This is a genomic window from Streptomyces sp. NPDC050548 (assembly GCF_044457385.1).
In the GTDB taxonomy this organism is placed as follows: Bacteria; Actinomycetota; Actinomycetes; order Streptomycetales; family Streptomycetaceae; genus Streptomyces.
This window is the reverse complement of sequence record NZ_JBITGV010000009.1, coordinates 160,221-177,842: the sequence shown is the minus strand read 5'-3', so window position 1 is coordinate 177,842 and position 17,622 is coordinate 160,221. Positions and strand designations below refer to the sequence as shown.

Here is a 17,622-nt window from a genome sequence, read left to right as displayed (position 1 = left end):
TGGTGCAGGCATCAGACAAACCCGAAAGGAATTCCGTCATGAAGGTCGTAGTGATCGGTGGAACCGGACTCATCGGCTCGAAGGTGGTCGCCGGGCTCGGCGAGCAGGGACACGAGGTGGTCGTGGCTGCGCCCAGCACCGGAGTCGACACGTTGACGGGCGAGGGCCTGGCCGAGGTCCTGAAGGGCGCGGCGGTGGTCGTCGACGTGTCCAACTCGCCCTCGTTCGAGGACCAGGCGGTCATGGACTTCTTCCGCACCTCGACGACGAATCTGCTGAAGGCCGAGACCGAGGCGGGCGTCGCGCATCACGTGGCGCTGTCCGTCGTCGGCACCGATCGCCTCCAGGGGAGTGGGTACTTCCGCGCCAAGCAGGTCCAGGAAGACCTGATCAAGGCGTCCGGCAACCCCTACACGATCGTCCACGCCACCCAGTTCTTCGAGTTCGCGAAGGGGCTCGCCGACGGGGTCACCGTGGGCGACACCGTGCACCTGCCCGACGCCAGGATCCAGCCCATCGTCTCCGACGACGTGGCCGAGGCCGTCGCTCGCGCCGCGGTCGGGGACCCGGTGGGCGGTGTGGTGGAGGTAGCCGGTCCCGAGGCGTTCCAGCTGGAGGAGTTCATCCGCATGGGACTCTCGGCCCAGGACGACCCCCGCAAGATCGTCACAGACCCGCAAGCCACGTACTGGGGCGCCGAGTTGGAGGAGAACACGCTTCTGCCGGGGCCTGACGCGCACATCGCCGGGACGCGGTTCGCCGACTGGCTCACCCGCCAGAAGTAGAGACCGCTCCGGGTGGCCCTTTCTTCGGAAAGGGCCACCCGATTTTTTTGCCGCATGCGCCGTGGCGCCGCTCACCGAAGGCGGACTTCTTCGGCCGGCCGGTGCTGGTCCTCGTATTCCCGCGCAGTCGGTTTGGTGATCTGTGCGCCCTCGCCGTAAAGGCTCTTGCTGAGACGGGCGCGCAGGATGCGGGCGAGGCGGAGGGCGGCGCTCGGATTCGCGGTGCCGGGACCGATCGGACGGTACTGGTCGTGCTGGGTGAGCAGGTGGAGTTGTGCCTGGCCGAGCGGCTCGTGCAGCTCGACGAACTCGCCGTCGGGCAGGCGTTTGACGATGCCGGTCTCGCGCCCGTGCAGTACCTTTTCGCGGTCGCCGCGCTGAAGTCCGAGCGCCCATCGCTTCGTCACCGAATAGGCCGCGACAGGCACGACGAAGAGACCGATGCGGACAGCCCAGGTCACCGACTCGACCGCGACATGCAGACGGACGGCGATGACGTCGTTCCCCGCGCCGATCAGGGCCACGGCATAGAAACTGAGCCATGCGACGCCAACTGCCGTTCGTACGGGGCGGTTACGCGGTCGGTCCAGCAGATTCTGGTCGCGCGCATCACGGGTCACCCAGGACTCGATGAACGGATACACGCCCAGGGCGAGGAAGAAACCGACCCCCGCGGTCAGCGGAATCAGGTTGTCGAGCGCCAGGGTGTGACCCCAGAAATTGATCTCCCAGCCAGGCATCACCCGCAGCAGTCCGTCCGCCACGCCCATGTACCAGTCGGGCTGCGAACCGGCCGAAACCTGGTCGGCGCGGTAAGGGCCGTACTGCCAGACGGGGTTGATCTGCGCGACCGCGGCGATGACGAAGACCGCGCCGGTCACCAGCAGGAAATACCCGGCTGACTTGACGGCGCGGACCTTGGCCGGAATGCCCACGACATTGCTGTTGGTACGTCCGGGGCCCGGGTACTGGGTGTGCCGGTGGTGGAGCACCAGGGCGAGATGGGCGGTCAGGAGGCCCACCATGAGGGCGGGGATGATCAGCACATGGATGGTGTTGAAGCGGGCCACGAGGTCATGGCCCGGGAACTCGCCGCCGAAAAGGAACATCGACAGATACGTTCCGACGATCGGAATGGAAAGGATCGTTCCGTTCACGACGGCGAGGCCGGTTCCGGACAGCAGATCGTCCGGGAGGTCGTATCCCGTCAGTCCCGCGAACATGGCGAGGACCAACAGCAGGAATCCGAATACCCAGTTGACCTCGCGCGGCTTGCGGAAGGCGCCCGTGAAGAACACCCGCATCATGTGGGCGAGCAGGGAGGCGACGAAGATCAGCGCCGCCCAGTGGTGAGCCTGCCGGATCAGCAGACCGCCGCGGACGTCGAAGGAGATGTGCAGGGTCGAGGCGAACGCCTCCGACATCATCTGGCCGCGCAGCGGCGCGTAACTGCCGTTGTACTGAACCTCCTTCATCGACGGATGGAAGTAGAAGGTCAGATACACGCCCGTGACGACGAGAATGACGAAGCTGTAGAGACAGATCTCGCCCAGCAGGAACGACCAGTGGTCCGGAAAAACCCGTCGCGACTTCTCTCCGACCAGGCGCCGGACGCCCAGGCGTCCGTCGGCCCAGTCGGCCACCTTTTCACCCTTGCCCACACCGTTCGCCTGCTTCACGTGCATGGCATGGTCACCTCGTTCGGAAGTCGAAGAAAAAATGCGGTGTTTCCCGGTAAGACCGGACAGCCGCCGAATGTGTGACATGCGCTCACCGCGGGCCCATGTCACAGAACCCCGGAGTTCCCGGTCTCAAGGGGTGAGCCCATGCCCCTGCCGCGTGCGGGGCCGTGCGAGCGAGAAGGCGGGTGCGCCATGGACCAGGGTGATGCGGTGCCGCTCGCCGAGCTGTGGGAGGAGCGCCGCTATCTGCTCGATGTCGCCCACTGGATGCTGGGCGACCCGGGAGCGGCGGAAAACGTCGTCGACGAGGCCTATCAGCGGTGGTACGGGCTGTCCGGCGCGGCGCGGCGGCGGGTCGCCGTTCCCCGGTCCTGGCTGGCGGGGACCGTCGGCGGGATCTGCCTGGGCCGGCTCGCGCTGCCGACGGCCGAGCGCGCCGCGTTCGTGTTCCGGGCCCTCGGGGCGGCCCCCGGCACGGTCGCCGACATCGTGGGCCGCACGGAGCCGGAATTCGCCGCACGGGCAAGGCAGTTGTTGCAGTGGCAGCGCACCCGCTCCACCGCACCGCACCAGCACGACACCGTCGTCCGCGCCGTACGCCGGGCGTGTGTCACAGGAGACGGCGACCTGCTCACCTCGTTGCTGTGCCCGGACGCCACGGCGTTCTTCGACGGCGGCGGCAAGATACGGGCGCCGACCGGACCGGTGCACGGCAGCCGGCCGGTCGCCGACAACCTGCTGACGCTCCTGGCCCGCCGCCCGCACACCACCCTGACCACCCACTCCGTCAACGGCCGGACCGGCCTCGTCGCCCGCTACGGCAGCCAGGTCACCGCCGTCATCAGCGTCGACGTCGCGAACGACCGGGCCGCCCGGTTCTGGGTCATGCTCAACCCCGACAAACTCCGGCGCTGGAACCGGTCGGTCAGCGCGCCGATTCCACGATCACCACGACGACGGCGCTCATCGCCAGGGTGACCAGGACCATGGCGATGAGTGTGCCCCGCAGCCAGTGCCGGATCCGGGCCTGGTGCCGCGACTCCATCGCGTCGAGGCGTTCGGCGATGTGGTCGGTCACCATGCGGGCGACGTGCCGCTGCTCGTCGACGTACCACTTCCCGATGTCCCGCTGCTGCTCGGGAGTCAGCCCCTCCACCCGCGTGGTGAGGTCCGCGACGCGGCGGTACGTCGCTCCCATATGGGCCTCCTGGTACAGGAACCCCTCGATCTCGCTCAGGCCGCGAGCGGCCTCCTCACGTGCGGTCATGGCGTACCCCCGGTGGAATCGAGAACCCCGCGTGTTCATGCCGTGCTCCGTTCCTTCGTACGGCCGGCCGCCTGGTCCTGTGTGCGCTCACCCGTGACGAACGCGTCCCGCGGATGCTGCACCGAGGCGAGCGACACGAGGTCCCGGCCCGTCAGAACCGCGGTGAGCCAGACCGCCAGCACGCGGATCTTCCGCTCCCAACTCGGCACCGCCAGCACGTGATAGCCCCGATGCATCAACCATGCCGGGAATCCCTTGATGACGATGCCCTTGTACTGGAAGATTCCCCGCCCGAGCCCCAGTGTCGCCACCACACCGAGGCTGCTGTGGCGGTAGGGGCGGACGCGTTTTCCGCGCAGATCGGCCACGAGGTTCTTCGCGAGGAGCCTGCCCTGCCGTACGGCGTGCTGCGCGTTCGGCACCGTGCGCGCGCCCGGCACCGGCGAGGCGAGGTCGGGAACGGACGCGTCGTCGCCGGCGGCCCATACGTCGGGCACCGGTTCGCTGTCCGTGCCCACGCGCAGATCGGCGCGGACCAGCAGCAGGCCCCGCGCGTCGACCGGCAGGTCCGTGTGGTTGTGCACGACCGGGTTCGAGGCGTTGCCCGCGGTCCAGACGATCAGCGTGGAGTCGTACTCCTCCCCGTCGGAGAGGACGACATGGCCGCCCTCGACGGACAGCAGCTGTGTGTTCAGGTGGACATGTGCGCCACGGCGTTCCAGATCGCGCACCACCCAGGCACCGGGTCTGTCACTCACCTCGGGCAGGATGCGGTCCCGGGCCTCGACCAGGTGGAAGGACAGGTCGTCGGCGGTCAGTTCCGGATAGGACCTGAGCATCGCGGTCGCCAGCGAGAGCAGTTCACCGAAGCCCTCGACGCCGGAGAACCCGCCTCCCACGAACGTGACGGTCAGCAGCTTCCGCCGCTCGCGGCCGGGCGGCAGCGACGCGGCCTGGTCGAACGCGGTCATCAGCCGGTCACGGATCGCCACCGCCTCCTCGACGTGCTTGAGACCGATGGCCTGCCGCGCGAGTCCGGGGACGGGGAAGGTACGGGTCACGGCGCCGGCGGTGACCACGAGGATGTCGTAGCGCAGTTCGTAGGCGTCGCCGCGCACCGGGCGGACGGTCACCGTGCGGTCCGCCGCCCGGATCCCGGTCACGGTCCCCGCGATCAGCCGGGTGCCGGTCAGGTGCCGCCGCAGTGAGACGACGGCGTGCCGGGCCTCCACCGAACCGGCCGCCACCTCCGGGAGGAAGGGCTGATAGGTCATGTACGGGCGCGGGTCGACGACCGTGACGCGCGCCTCGCCCCGACGCAGCTTCTTCTGCAGGCCCCATGCGGTGTAGAAGCCCGCGTAGCCGCCGCCGACGATCAGAATCTCTCGCATGATTCCCTCTGCTTCGTTGTCCGTCACCACATAGACCGTGCGGGCGGCCCGGATGTGACATGCGAGGCGGTCACGGACACCGCGGGGGGAATCCGCGGGCGTGAAGGAGGAATGGGCGGGCACACGGAGGAGCGGAGGTTGAAAACTATGATTCCCCTGCTTCTTGTTCTTCTGCTGGCCCTGATTCTCTTCGGTGCTGGTTTCGCGCTGAAGATTCTCTGGTGGGTCGCGATCATCGTGCTGGTGCTGTGGCTCGTCGGCTTCGTGGCCCGCCCGAAGGGCGGGAGCGGCCGCTGGTATCGCTGGTAGCGCTGCTTTTCGGCACGTGGAAACAATTCCCGTGCAAACGAAATGGAAAAGGGGACCGGCGGATGTCCGCCGGTCCCCTTCCGCGCCGCATCGCCTGTCGGGTCCGGCGTACCCTACGGTGCGGATGCCGACAGGGTGGGGGATGCATGGGCGACATGGTCGTGGTCGAGGACCTGCGTCGTACCTACGGCAGCGGTGACACCGCCGTGCACGCCCTGCGCGGTGTCTCCTTCAGCGTGCCGCGCGGTGAACTCGTCGCCCTCAGAGGCCGATCCGGCTCCGGCAAGACCACCGTGCTCAACCTGGTCGGCGGTCTCGACATCCCCGACGGCGGCCGGATCACCCTGGACGGCACCGACCTGGCCGGCCTCGGCGAGGACGATCTGCTGGCGCTGCGCCGCGACCGTATCGGCTTCGTCTTCCAGTCCTTCGGGCTCATCCCGATTCTCACCGCGGCCGAGAACGTCGGGGTCCCGTTGCGGCTGCGGAAGGTTCCGGCCCGCGAGCGCGAAGCCCGCGTCGCCCTTCTGCTCTCTCTCGTCGGGCTCTCCGACCATGCCGACCAGCGTCCCGGCGAACTGTCCGGCGGCCAGCAGCAGCGCGTCGCCATCGCCCGCGCGCTCGCCAACAATCCGGCCCTGATCATCGCCGACGAACCCACCGGCCAACTCGACGCCGACACCGGTCTCACCGTGATGGACCTGCTGCGTGCCGTCGTCCGCAGCGAGTCCGTCACCGCTCTCGTCGCCACCCACGACGCCCAACTCCTCGCGCTGGCCGACCGCGTACTCGAACTCCGCGACGGCAGCATCGTCGAGGACGCCTGACGGCACCCGCCGCCGCGCGCTCCATGCGCCGTTCCGCATTAGCCTGGCCGTTGTCCCACCGCGTCAGCGCCAGCCCCCTACCTTCCGGGAGACCGTGTGGCAGTTCCTCAACAGCGCACTGTGGCACCGGACTTGGACGAGCTACGGCGACGGGCCACCGCGGCTGCCGCTCCGCGCCGCGAAGAGGGGCTGGTCGTCTGCGAGAACCTGGTGCGGATCTACCAGACCGAGGGCGTCGAGGTGCAGGCCCTCCAAGGGCTCGATCTCGCCGTGGCCGAGGGCGAGATGATCGCGGTGATCGGGGCCTCCGGCTCCGGCAAGTCCACGCTCCTGGGCATCCTCTCCGGTCAGGACGTGCCGACCGCCGGTGCCGCGGAGGTCGCCGGACACGACCTGCTCGCAATGAAGCGCCGCGACCGGCTCAACTACCGTCGTGCCACTGTGGGTTTCGTCTGGCAGCAGACTTCCCGCAATCTGCTGCCCTATCTCTCGGCGGCCGAGAACGTGATGCTCCCGATGACGTACACCGGGGTCAAGCGCTCCCAACGGCGGGCCCGCGCCGAGGAGTTGCTCGATCTGCTGTCCGTCGGCCACTGCCGGGACCGCACCCCGGACACGCTCTCCGGCGGCGAGCAGCAGCGGGTCGCCGTGGCCGTCGCCAACGCCAACGAGCCCCGGGTGCTGTTCGCCGACGAACCCACCGGCGAGCTCGACACCGCCACCAGCGACGAGGTCTTCGCCGCGCTGCGCCGGGCCAACGAGGACCTGGGTGTCACCGTCATCGTGGTCACCCACGACGCGTTGGTGTCCGAGCAGGTCCAGCGCACCGTCCTGATCCGCAACGGCCGCACCTCGACCGAGGTGCTGCGCCGGGTCGCGACCGGCGAGGACGGCGTCGACGTGCTCACGGCCGAGGAGTACGCGGTTCTGGACGCGAGCGGCCGGCTGCAGTTGCCGGGCGAGTTCACCGAACGCCTGCACATGCGCAAGCGGGTGCGGCTCGCGTTGGAGAGCGACCACATCGGCGTATGGCCGGACGAGGCCGCCCGGCGCGCGAAGTCCGAGGCCGAGGACGGGATGTGACGGGCGTTCAGGTCAGGCGCAGTACCGCCGCCAACCGGCGTCGGCGGGCCAGGACCGTCTCGGTGGCGGCCGCCGTCAGGATCAGCGCGGTCACGCCGGCGACCAGCGCGAGGGTCAGGGAGTAGTCGGTCCGCAGTGCCGGCTGGGCGGGCCCGCCGGTGAACTGCCGTAGGTCCAACGTCCCTGCCATGAGCCGCGGTTCGAGCAGTCCGAGCAGCGTGCCGCCCACCGCCGAGGCCACCGCCAGCGGGAGCAGTTGGAGGAAGTGCAGCGCTCCTGCTTCTTTGCCGCCGAGCCCGAGCGTGCGCAGGAACGACGTGGTGCGGCTGCGTTCGTCGGAGGTGAGGGTGAGTTCCAGGGCGAGCGCGAGCAGGCCCGTGAGCGCGGCGAGGATCGAGGCGACGGTGTAGATCGTGCCGAGTCCTTGCGTCAGGCCGTCCGAGCGCAGGGCGTTGAGCGTTTCGGAGCGGACGCGAATCCGGGCCAGCGGCCCGAGCGCCCTGGCCGCCGCCGACCGCAGTGCCGCGGGTGCGGTGCCGGCGGGAGTGTCGCCCTTGAGGAGCAACACGGTGCTGCCAGAAGGCTGTTGGGGCAGGAGCCCTTCGGCGTCGGCCGTGGTGATCAGCAGGGGTGTGCCGGTGGGGATCTGCGCCGTGACCGGCCCGAGGAGGGGGTCGTCGAGTTGCGCGGCGGTGAGGGTGCCGACCGGTTCGAGGGTCAGGTCCACCGGCGGTCGGCCCGGTGTCACCACCGTGGTGGTGAAGTCGCCGGTGCGCTCCCTCGCCCGGAGGCCGGGGGAGAGGAAGGAGGGCAGCGGGGTGCTCGCGTCGGCCCGGGGCCTCGTCAGCCCGGACGACAGCAGGGCTTCGGCCAGCGGCGACTTCGGGGCGACGGCGGCCAGTTGGCGGGGATCCACGGTGATCACGGCGACCTGGGGGATCGCCGCGCCGTCGGCCTGTCCCGCCAGGTCGAGGATGCGCAGCCGCTGAACGGCGGTTCGTATCCCGGAGGTTGCCGTTGGGGGCGCCGTGGTGCCGGCGGAGGCTTCGGTCCCGGACACGGTCGCGCTCGCGTCGGAGCCGGTGGCCCAGGCCGCCCCCGAGGCCAGACCGTCGTCGATCGTACGGTGCACAAGGCCGCCGAACACGGCCGTGCCCAGGGTCAGCACCAGGACGAACAACGCCAGCCCGGTCGCCGGGGCGTCATGGGCGGCCCGCGCCGCTCCGACGAAGCCCACCGTTCCCCGGCCGCGCCGGGCCCGCCGCAGTACCAGGCGCAGGACGAGCGGGTAGATCCGCAGCAGGAGCAGTACGACGGCCAGCGCCACCAGCACCGGGACCGCGCCCAGAATTCCGTCCGGGCCCTGCGAGCGCAGCGCGACCACACCGGCCGCCGTCGCGAGCAGCACCGTCAGCTCCAGTACCAGGCGTCGGCCGACGACCGTCTTCCGGCGTGTGCGCCGCAGTCGGCCAGGTCTGCGCGGCTCGCGGACCGCGAGCCAGGTCATCAGCGGCACCGTCAGCGCCACCACGACGGTGGCGCAGGCGGCGGGCAGCGGCTGCGGCGATCCGGAGGTGCCGGTGGGTGCGAGCGCCCGTCCGGCCGCCCAGCCGAGCAGCGCGGCGGTCAGCACCACCGGCCAGGCCACGGCACAGCGCAGCAGCACCAGCCGCGCGGTGGACGCGCCCCGCGCCCGCTGCAACCGCAGGTGCGCCTGCCTTCGGCGCAGCAGCAGTCGTACCGCCACGGCCGCGGTGGCCAGCGTGACCGCGGCCAGCGCGTCGACGGCGAACGTCGCGAGGGATCGGGCCTGTTGGTCCTGCGCGGTGAACGCGGCGAGCATCGGTGTCAGGAAGTCGGCCAGCAGCAGGGGCCCGGTCATCTGGCCGCCGACCTGGCAGGCGATGTCGCCCGTGATCGGGTCGACTCCCTGGCACAGGGCGGCGCTCAGGTCCGCGCTGTACTGGGACAGCGGCCCGGTCAGGGCGCGGGCCCGGTCGAGCGCAGCCCCGGACAGGTCGGCGCGCAACTCCCAGGTCACACGCGGGCCGCCCACTCCGACGCCGGCCAGCAGATCGGCGGCGTCCAGGCCGACAAGACCGCGGACGGCGAGCACGGTGCCCGCGGAACGCTCCTGAGGATGGCGCGACGGCTGGTCCAGGGTCTCCCGGCCGGTCCAGAAACCGTCGGTCGCGGCCGTGGTGCGATAGACCCCGCTCACCAGCAACTCCGCCTGGGGCGGGGCGTTCTGCACCCCGGGCGTCTTGGCGAACGCCAGCGTCAGCCGGCTGCCGACCCGGACACCCAGCGCCCGCGCGGTGCTCTCCGACAACCCGATCTGGGGCGCGGTGGCCAATGGTGTGCGGTCGGCCGGCGCGTGTCCGCTGACGTAACGCAGATGGGCCCGCGCGGACGGCAGATAGCTGGCCGTCAGCTGGGTGCTGGTGTTCGCCGGGCCGGGCGCTCGCGGTGAGAGCAGGGACGCCTGGTCGTAGTCGTAGCTGCCGCCGCCGGTGAAGGCCACGTGCCGGGCTGCCCCGCCGCCGAGCTGCTTGGTGAGGGAGCGGCCCGCGCCGAGCAGGGTGGCCATGTCCACTGTCGGCGGCTGGGTGGTGAAGACCTCGGGTGTGGTGCTCAGGCTGATCAGCGGCGCCTGGGACTGCGCCGCGTCGACCCGCTGCCGTAGCGCCCGGTCCTCCTGGCCGCCCGCGAAGGCGGGGGCCCAGGCGCACAGTGCCGTCAGTGCCAGGACCAGCACGGCGAGGCAGGCCAGGAGGGGCAGGTCGCCTCGGGTCTCCTTGCGGATCAGGCGGCGCGTCACCCACACGCTTTTGGCCGTACGGCTCAACGGTCTTCCCCCGCTCGCAGCACACGCACCAGATCCACCCGGGACAGCAGCCGGGCCAGTGCCAGGACGACCGCGCTGATGGCGAGCGCGGTCGCCAGCGCCGTCAGCGCCACGGTGCCCCAGGGGATGATCTGCGGCAGCGGCGGATACGGGGCCTGTCCGCTGTCGTCCACGGTGACCAGCGGCAGCACCGCCGCGGCCAGCGCCATACCCATCAGCGCACCCGGGACCACCGCGAACAGCGCCAGGCTCAGCTGCTCGGCGCCCAGCAGCGCGGAGAGGCTCTTGGCGCGGACGCCCATCGCGCGCAGCAGCGCGAACTCCTTGCGCCGCTGCCGGGTGGAGACCACCGCGTGCACGGTGAAGGCGATGACCGCGAAACCGGGGGCCAGGTAGCGGACCAGTTCCAGCGCCCGGCGCAGTCCGGTGCGGAACGGGTCGGCCCGGAGGGAGGCGGCGGTCTGTGCCGTGGTGGTGACCCGGCCCAGCGCGGGCTGTGCCGCCACGGCTGCGGCCGTACGCGCGCTGTCGGTGCTGGTGAGCCACCAGAACGCGGGATCCTCCTGGTCCACGCCCGCCTGTGTCAGCGCGGTGGCCAGTTGCCGCTGATCGGCGATCAGATGGCCCTGACCGCGGCCCAGTCCCGGCAGCGAGTCGACCTTGCCCACGATCCGGGCGGTGACCCGGCCCTCGCCCAGGTCCAGGGTGGTCGTGCCGCCCACGTTCAGCCGTGCCTCGCCCAGCGCCGTGGCGTCGACGCGCACCGGAAGCGGCGCCGGACCGCCCGCCGGACCCGCCACCAGCCGCACCTGGCTGCCGGGCTGGGTGTCGTAGTCGCTGCCGGACAGACCGCCGAACGCGTCCGAGGTCGCCCGGGAGGGCCGGATGCCGGTGCTGATGACGGTCCGCAACACCTCGGAAGCACCCGGGGCGATCGAGCACACCCCGGAGGTGCCGGGTTCGTAGCTGCCGGTCAACTGCCCTTTGCAGGCGCCCTCGGTGGCGTCGGAGGCGTGGTCCGTGCCGTCGGCCCAGACCTGCTCGCCGGGGAGCCGGGTGACCCATCTGTCCGTGGTGTCGCGTGCGCCGACCCGGATCAGTTCCAGGTCCAGCCGCGCCGGACGCGTGTCGGGCTGTGGCAGGACGTTGAGGGCGGTCACGGTCAGCGGATACTCCCGTGGGTGGCCGCCGCTCAGCGCCACGCCGAGCGGGACCGCGACGGTGTGTCCGGCGCCGTCGGCGGTGGGCAGCCGGGTCGTCACGACGCTGACCAGGCCGGACGCGTCCTGCACGGTCAACTCCACGCTCGGCGCCACACGGTTGCCGTCGCTGCGCAGCCGCTCGTCCAGCAGCAGCGCGGTCGGCCGCCCGGGGAGCGGTATGCCGGGGACGACCGGTGCCGGGGTGCGGGGAGCGGGCCCGCCGACCGTGCCGACCAGGTCCTCGGTGATGCCGCCGGGCAGGTTCACCGACGCCCGCGTCACCGGGGTCACACCGGTCACCGCAGGCAGCGCGCGATAGGCGGCGCCCAGAACAGGGGAGGGGTAACCGTCGTCCGCCGAGGGGGAGATCCGCACATCGGCGCCCACGGTGAACGCCGCCTGCTCGGACGCCAGACCGCCCAGACAGGCCAGCGCGGTGGTGGCGAAGGCGCTCACCGACATGGCCAGACACATCAGCACCACAGGTCCCGCGTTGCGCGCCGCCCGCCGGCCCAACTGCCAACCGGCCAGCGGGAGTACGAGACCCCGACCACGCCGGCCGAACGCGTCCAGCAGCAGCGAGGTCAGCGGCAGCAGCCGCAGCAGCAGGAGCGCGGCGGCACCGGCCACCAGGGTCGGCACCAGGACCAGCACCGGGTCCGCGGAGGCGCTGCCGGTGCCCACGTCGGAGATCAGCGAGTGGTGCCGTCGTAACTCCAGATAGCCCAGGGCCGCGACGGCCAGCAGGGCCACATCGGCGCCCAGCCGCTGTGCGGCGGCGGCCCGTGCGCCCCGGGTCGGCCGCGACCGCGCCGACGGGAGTACGGGCAGCAGTACGGCCGCCGCGTGCACCAGCAGGGTCAGACCTACGGCGGCCCAGGCGTCGGTGCCCCGCCGGCCGGGGTGCAGCAGCCCGGCCAGGAAGGGGGCGGCGACGGCGGCCGGGACACCGGTGAGCGCCCACTCGGCCGCCGCGCCGCGCAGCAGCCGCGGGGTGCCGGCGCCTCTGGCCTGCTGGAGCGCCAGCTCCTCGCGCCGGCGCACGGTCAGCTCGCGGGCGGCCAGCACCAGGGTGGCCAGGGCGAGGACCGCCAGCAGCACGCTCGGCAGGTACAGCGAGGACCGGGCGGCCACCGTCGGCACCGTCAACTCGTCGATGGCGCCCGGCAGTCCGGAGGCCACCGTCACATCGGCCAGCGACGGCTGATGCCCGCCGAACACCGACACGCCGCTCTGGCTGCCGGAGAAGGCGCGCAGCCGGTCGCCCAGAGCGGTGAGGCCGTCCGCGTCGAGCCGGGAGAGGTCGGGCTGCACACTCCAGTGGGCCGTCAGATGCCCGTTCAGGACGGCGCTGCCGTTGAGGGCCGACGGCGAGACCACCAACAGGTCCTGGTCCGCGGTCTCTCCCTCGGCGAGGTCGCCGGCCATCGCGGGCCAGAACCCGACGGCGCCGGTCGCCCGGAAGACGCCGGTGATCCGCAGGGTCATGGTGCGGTTGAAGGCGTCCTGCACGCGGAGACCGGAGCCGGGCCCGATGCCCAGGCGTTTCGCCAGCGCGTCGGGCACCGCGGTGTCGACCGGGGCGGTGGACCCGGTGGAGACCCTGACTTCGGGCAGCGAGGTGAACGCGCCGGCCGGAGCGTCCGCGGTACCGGCGGGCCACCGCCCGGCCACCAACCGCCCGAAGCTGCCCCCGTCCTGCACCGCGACCGGATGCAGCCCGGTGCCTCCGGGGGTGCGCGGTGCGCCCGCGACCCCGTCGACGCCCGTCACCGAGACCGGCGAGGTGCCCAGGAGTCCCACATAGGTCCGCTGCGGCACCCCGGCGAAGACCCGGTCGGCGGCGGCCCGTACATCGCGGTCGGCTGCGGCCATGCCTCCGGCCCGGAAGGACGCGTTGACGTTCACCTGCGCGTCGAGATCGGCGGCCAGTCGCCGTACGGCACCGGCCTGCACCGAACTGCCCGCCAGCGAGGCGAGGGTGGCGAGTGCCGTCGCGCACAGCAGCACGGTCACCGCGACGGCGGCCAGCACCAGCCCGTGCTGGGCGGCCCGCCTGGCGACCACGGGAAGTCGGCGCCGGGCCGGACGCGGAGCGCCGGGGCCTCGCCGCGGCGAAGACCTGACGGCCGTGGCGACCACATGAACCCCCGCAGAATCGAACATGTGACGTACGGCGCGTCACAGTCCTACCAGGCGCTCTTCGGGCGACGCAAGAAACGTCGATCGTCGGCGCCCGCGAACCGACCTTGCGGATGGCCTCAGTTGGGGCGCGGGAGCGGTGCTTCTATCACCGGTCGCACGCCGCTGACCAGGGCTTCGGCCGCCGCGTTCAGGTTGTGTTCAGGCTCGGACGGGCCTCGGCCAACTCACGCACCAGAAGCACCAAAGCTCTGGCAAAGGGGGCTGGGACGACCGCCGGACACCGTGTCATCGTGCCTGCCATGACGACAGATCACCTCACGCATCACCGGCCCCCGGGCCACGCACGAAACACGGCGAGCAAGGTGCCGGAGGTGACCGTCTACTTCTGGATCATCAAGGTGCTGACGACCGGGATGGGCGAGACGGCCTCCGACTTCCTGGCCCACGCGTTCGGCCCGATCCCCGCCGTCGGCCTCGGCGGACTCGCCCTGGTGGGCGCCCTGGCGGTGCAGCTCGCCGTCCGGCGGTACGTGGCCTGGATCTACTGGACCGCGGTCGTCATGGTCAGCGTCTTCGGCACGATGGCCGCCGACGTCCTGCACGTCGGCCTCGGTGTGCCGTACGCGGTCTCGACGCCGTTCTTCATGCTCGCGCTGGCCGCGGTCTTCGCCCTCTGGTACCGCTCCGAAGGCACCCTGTCGATCCACAGCATCCACACCCGGCGGCGCGAACTCTTCTACTGGGCCACGGTGTTGGCCACCTTCGCCCTGGGCACCGCCGCCGGGGACCTCACCGCCACGATCGGCCTCGGCTACCTGGGCTCCGCCGTCCTCTACGCCGTCGCGATCGCCGTTCCGGCAATCGCCCACCGGTGGGGCGGCCTGAACGCGGTGGCCGCGTTCTGGACGGCGTACGTCATCACCCGCCCGCTCGGGGCGTCCGTCGCCGACTGGATGGCCGTGGGCCACGGCCGGGGCGGCCTCGCCATGGGGCTCGGACCGGTCACGCTGTCCTGGACAGTGGCCATCCTCGGCTTCGTGGGGTACCTGGCGTTCTCCCGCAAGGATGTCGGCCAGGGCGGGGCGGCATGAGATGAGGGACGGGTTCGTGGTCACCCCGCGGGCAGCGTGACCACGAACCGTGCCCCGGGCGTGTGCCCGGCGTCGTGCGTCACCTCGCCGCCGGCCGAGCGGGCGAGGCGGCGGGACAGGGGCAGGCCGAGGCCCGCCCCGCTGTGACCGTCGTCCGGATCCGCCCGTCGGCCGGGCTCGAAGAGCAGCCCGGCGAACGCCGGCGGTACGCCGGGGCCGTCGTCGACGACATCGACGCCCACCCCGTCGGCTGTGCGGTGCACGCGGACGGCGACGGTGGAGCGGGCGTAGCGGCCCGCGTTGGCGAGGAGCGGGCTGACGATGCGTTCGAGAAGGGCGGGCGGCACTCCGGCCACCAGGGACGGGCCGTCGACGGTGATCGTCAAGTAGCCCTCCAGGCAAGGGACTTCGGCCAGCCGCCGTAGCGTGGGCAGGGTCTCCGCGGTGCCCGGGGCGGTGAGCGTGCCGTCGCGGGCGTCGGCCAGCAGGGTGTCGCAGATCGTGCGCATGGACTCGGCGGCCTCCGCGATGACCTGGTGACTGGCGCGGGTCTGGTCGGCCGTGCGGGGGCGGGCCCGCCACCAGTCCAGCTCGGCGATGATCCGGCTCAGGGGTGTACGCAGCTCGTGCGAGAGTTCCCCGGTGAGCTGCCGCTCGTGGCGCAGCAGGGTGCGGATGCGGTCGAGTATGGCGTCCAACGACGCGCCGAGACGGGCGAGTTCGGCCGGATGCCGCTTGCTGCCGAAGCGTTCCCCGGAGGCCACGGCGCTCCACTGGCCGGCCTGGTCGGTCATCGTGCGCACGGGACGCAGGGCGCGGCCGACCGCCAGCCGGGTCAGGACGTAGGTGCAGGCGAGCATGACGGCGTCCAGGGCGAGCGATCCCAGGAGCAGGGTGTCGGCCGAGCTCCGGTACGGGGAGAGGTCCAGCGCGGTGACGACGGTGGCGCCGCCGGAGATCGGGTAGGAGCACAGGCGCAGCGGGCCGTGCACGTCGGTGGTGACGCACCGCTGTCCGCTTCGGGAGGCGAGCGCGTCGGCGACCCGGGTCAGGGCGCCCGCGGCCGGCGGCGCCTCCAGCAGCCGCCGGCCGGAGTAGATCCAGACGTCGGCGTCGAGGAGTTCGTCGTGGGAGGTCTCCAGGACCCGTACCGTCGGGCCGCTCGTCTCGACCGTCGTGGCCACGGCGGCGGCGCGGGTGCGCAGTTCGTCGTCGGCCTGGTGCTGGAGGCGGTGTCCGGCCACGGAGTTGAAGGCGACGGTCAGGACCAGCATCAGCAGCGTGGCCGTGACGAGCGCCACGAGCGAGAGCCGGCCGCGAAGCGTGCGGGGTCCAGCACCGCGGAGGAGGGCGGTCGCGGGCCACCGGCGAAGAAGGCCCTTCATGCCAGGTGATGCCCGATCCCGCGAGCCGTGCCGATCGTCCGCTCGCTGCCCGCCGCGCGCAGCTTGCGGCGCAGTCGGGTCAGGTACTGGTCGAGGGTGTTGTCGTGCACCCGGGCCCCCTCGGGCCAGCCCGCCCGGACCAGCTCGCGGCGGCTGACGATCCCGCCGTGGGCCGTCATGAGCGCGGCCAGCAACCGGAACTCGGTCGGCGTCAGATCGACCCGCGATCCCCGGACGTCGACCGTGTGCCGGACGGCGTCCAGCACCAGGTCGCCCGCCGTGGCGGCGGGCGGGGGCGCGGCCCGTTTGAGCGCCGCCCGCAGCCGGGCGGCGAGTTCGGCGAGATGGAAGGGCTTGGACAGATAGTCGTCGCCTCCGGCCGAGAACCCCGACAGCCGGTCGGGCAGCCGGTGGTGCGCGCTGAGGAAGAGGACGGGGGAGCGGAACCCGTTCGCGCGCATCGCCTGGCACACGTCCCGTCCGTCGGCGTCGGGCAGCCCGATGTCGAGCACGGCGGCACAGATGTCGTCGGTGGCCAGCCGCAGGGCGGTGGCGCCGTCCGACGCGGGGACGGTGTCGAAGTCCTCGTCACGCAAGCCGCGCATCAGCACGTCCCGCAGCGCGTGATCGTCCTCGACGACCAGGATGGTCCGGCGCATGCTGCTCCCCTGGGTGACTACAATTCTGTAGACCGTCTACGGCACTGTAGACGATGACGGAGTGGGAGCGCGCCGCACGGCAGTCAGGATGCGTTCAGGTATCCGATGGCACGGTCGGGCCGCATGACATACGAAATCTCCGAGACGTCCGCGAACAGCGCGCCCGGTGTCGCCGCCCGGCCGCGCTGGAACAAGGTGCCGGAAGTCACCCTCTACTTCTGGATCATCAAGGTGCTGTGCACGACGGTCGGCGAGACCGCCGCCGACCTGCTGAACGAGAAGGCGGGGCTGGGCCTGACCGGTGTGTCCGTGCTGATGAGCGGGCTGCTGGCGGTGGCGCTGGTGGTCCAGTTCCGTACCCGGGCCTATCGCGCCGGCGTCTACTGGCTCGCCGTGGCCCTGATCAGCGTGGTCGGCACACTCATCAGCGACAACCTGACCGACAACATGGGCGTGCCGCTGGAGACGAGCACCACGGTGTTCGCGCTCGTCCTCGCGGTCGTCTTCGTGGTCTGGTACCGGCGCGAGCGGACGCTGTCCATCCACAGCATCGACACCACCGGCCGCGAGGCCTTCTACTGGCTCGCCGTCCTGTTCACCTTCGCGCTGGGCACCGCCGCGGGCGACCTCGTCTCCGAGCGGATGAACCTCGGCTACCGGCTGTCCGCCGTCCTGTTCGCCCTGGCCATCGCCGCTGTCGGGATCGCCCACTTCGCCCTCGGCCTGGACGCGGTGCGCAGCTTCTGGATCGCCTACATCCTCACCCGTCCGCTGGGCGCCTCGATCGGCGACTACCTCTCCCAGCCGACCGGCGACGGGGGCCTGGGCTTCGGCACCGTCGTCACCAGCGGGCTCTTCCTGGCGGTCATCCTCGGACTGGTGGTGTATCTGACGGTGACCCGCAAGGACGTCGGCGACCCCGAGCGCCTCGTACGACAGGCGGTCTGA

At 71.6% G+C, this 17,622-nt stretch carries 14 protein-coding genes; 7 read left to right on the top strand and 7 right to left on the bottom strand.

Translation table 11 applies throughout. From position 1 onward, the window contains the following. Positions 1-38: 38 nt before the first annotated feature. Positions 39-785, top strand: a complete 747-nt coding sequence (locus tag ACIBJH_RS25270; protein WP_399119118.1) for an SDR family oxidoreductase — start codon at positions 39-41, stop codon at positions 783-785. A gap of 71 nt (positions 786-856) precedes the next feature. Here the strand turns inward: ACIBJH_RS25270 and ACIBJH_RS25265 are convergent, their stop codons facing one another. Continuing rightward, positions 857-2,470 carry a cytochrome bc complex cytochrome b subunit gene (locus tag ACIBJH_RS25265; RefSeq protein WP_399119307.1) on the bottom strand — a complete coding sequence of 538 codons (1,614 nt, stop codon included), beginning with the start codon at positions 2,468-2,470 and terminating at the stop codon, positions 857-859. Between the two features lie 189 nt (positions 2,471-2,659). Between ACIBJH_RS25265 and ACIBJH_RS25260 the strand changes: the two genes are divergently transcribed. Beyond that, the gene (locus ACIBJH_RS25260) at positions 2,660-3,445 is read left to right on the top strand and encodes an RNA polymerase subunit sigma (protein ID WP_399119117.1); all 786 of its coding nucleotides are present in this window, start codon (positions 2,660-2,662) and stop codon (positions 3,443-3,445) included. Here ACIBJH_RS25260 and ACIBJH_RS25255 read toward each other — a convergent pair. Both ACIBJH_RS25255 and ACIBJH_RS25250 read right to left on the bottom strand, forming a co-directional pair. Continuing rightward, positions 3,393-3,734 carry a hypothetical protein gene (locus ACIBJH_RS25255; protein ID WP_399119116.1) on the bottom strand — a complete coding sequence of 114 codons (342 nt, stop codon included), beginning with the start codon at positions 3,732-3,734 and terminating at the stop codon, positions 3,393-3,395. The two genes, ACIBJH_RS25260 and ACIBJH_RS25255, sit on opposite strands and share 53 nt — an antisense overlap. 35 nt (positions 3,735-3,769) lie before the next feature. Continuing rightward, positions 3,770-5,125, bottom strand: coding sequence for an NAD(P)/FAD-dependent oxidoreductase (locus ACIBJH_RS25250; protein ID WP_399119115.1), 1,356 nt, complete (start codon positions 5,123-5,125; stop codon positions 3,770-3,772). A gap of 147 nt (positions 5,126-5,272) precedes the next feature. On the opposite strand from ACIBJH_RS25250, the gene ACIBJH_RS25245 reads away from it, so the two are divergent. The 3 genes from ACIBJH_RS25245 (at position 5,273) to ACIBJH_RS25235 (ending at position 7,344) form a co-directional block, all read left to right on the top strand. Continuing rightward, positions 5,273-5,434, top strand: coding sequence for a hypothetical protein (locus tag ACIBJH_RS25245; protein WP_026178601.1), 162 nt, complete (start codon positions 5,273-5,275; stop codon positions 5,432-5,434). 146 nt (positions 5,435-5,580) lie between these two features. Further along, complete coding sequence (locus tag ACIBJH_RS25240; protein WP_399119114.1) at positions 5,581-6,261, top strand: ABC transporter ATP-binding protein; 681 nt, start codon at positions 5,581-5,583, stop codon at positions 6,259-6,261. 96 nt (positions 6,262-6,357) lie between these two features. Next, on the top strand, positions 6,358-7,344 hold the full coding sequence (locus ACIBJH_RS25235; protein ID WP_399119113.1) for an ABC transporter ATP-binding protein: 987 nt from the start codon (positions 6,358-6,360) through the stop codon (positions 7,342-7,344). A 7-nt stretch (positions 7,345-7,351) separates the two neighbouring features. Here ACIBJH_RS25235 and ACIBJH_RS25230 read toward each other — a convergent pair whose 3' ends face one another. Beyond that, positions 7,352-10,165, bottom strand: a complete 2,814-nt coding sequence (locus ACIBJH_RS25230; protein WP_399119112.1) for a hypothetical protein — start codon at positions 10,163-10,165, stop codon at positions 7,352-7,354. Between the two features lie 23 nt (positions 10,166-10,188). Next, a complete protein-coding gene (locus ACIBJH_RS25225; RefSeq protein ID WP_399119111.1) occupies positions 10,189-13,461 on the bottom strand; it encodes an FtsX-like permease family protein in 3,273 nt (1,090 codons plus the stop codon). A 377-nt stretch (positions 13,462-13,838) separates the two neighbouring features. Here ACIBJH_RS25225 and ACIBJH_RS25220 point away from each other — a divergent pair, with 377 nt between their 5' ends. After that, positions 13,839-14,630 (top strand): hypothetical protein, encoded by a 792-nt coding sequence (locus ACIBJH_RS25220; RefSeq protein WP_399119110.1) that lies wholly within the window; start codon positions 13,839-13,841, stop codon positions 14,628-14,630. 20 nt (positions 14,631-14,650) lie between these two features. Here the strand turns inward: ACIBJH_RS25220 and ACIBJH_RS25215 are convergent, their stop codons facing one another. Together ACIBJH_RS25215 and ACIBJH_RS25210 are read right to left on the bottom strand one after the other, a co-directional pair. After that, positions 14,651-16,015 carry an ATP-binding protein gene (locus ACIBJH_RS25215; RefSeq protein WP_399119109.1) on the bottom strand — a complete coding sequence of 455 codons (1,365 nt, stop codon included), beginning with the start codon at positions 16,013-16,015 and terminating at the stop codon, positions 14,651-14,653. Then, positions 16,012-16,674, bottom strand: a complete 663-nt coding sequence (locus tag ACIBJH_RS25210; protein ID WP_399119107.1) for a response regulator transcription factor — start codon at positions 16,672-16,674, stop codon at positions 16,012-16,014. The genes ACIBJH_RS25215 and ACIBJH_RS25210 overlap by 4 nt, the downstream gene beginning before the upstream one ends. Before the next feature lie 123 nt (positions 16,675-16,797). Here ACIBJH_RS25210 and ACIBJH_RS25205 point away from each other — a divergent pair, with 123 nt between their 5' ends. Further along, positions 16,798-17,622 (top strand): hypothetical protein, encoded by an 825-nt coding sequence (locus ACIBJH_RS25205; RefSeq protein WP_399119106.1) that lies wholly within the window; start codon positions 16,798-16,800, stop codon positions 17,620-17,622.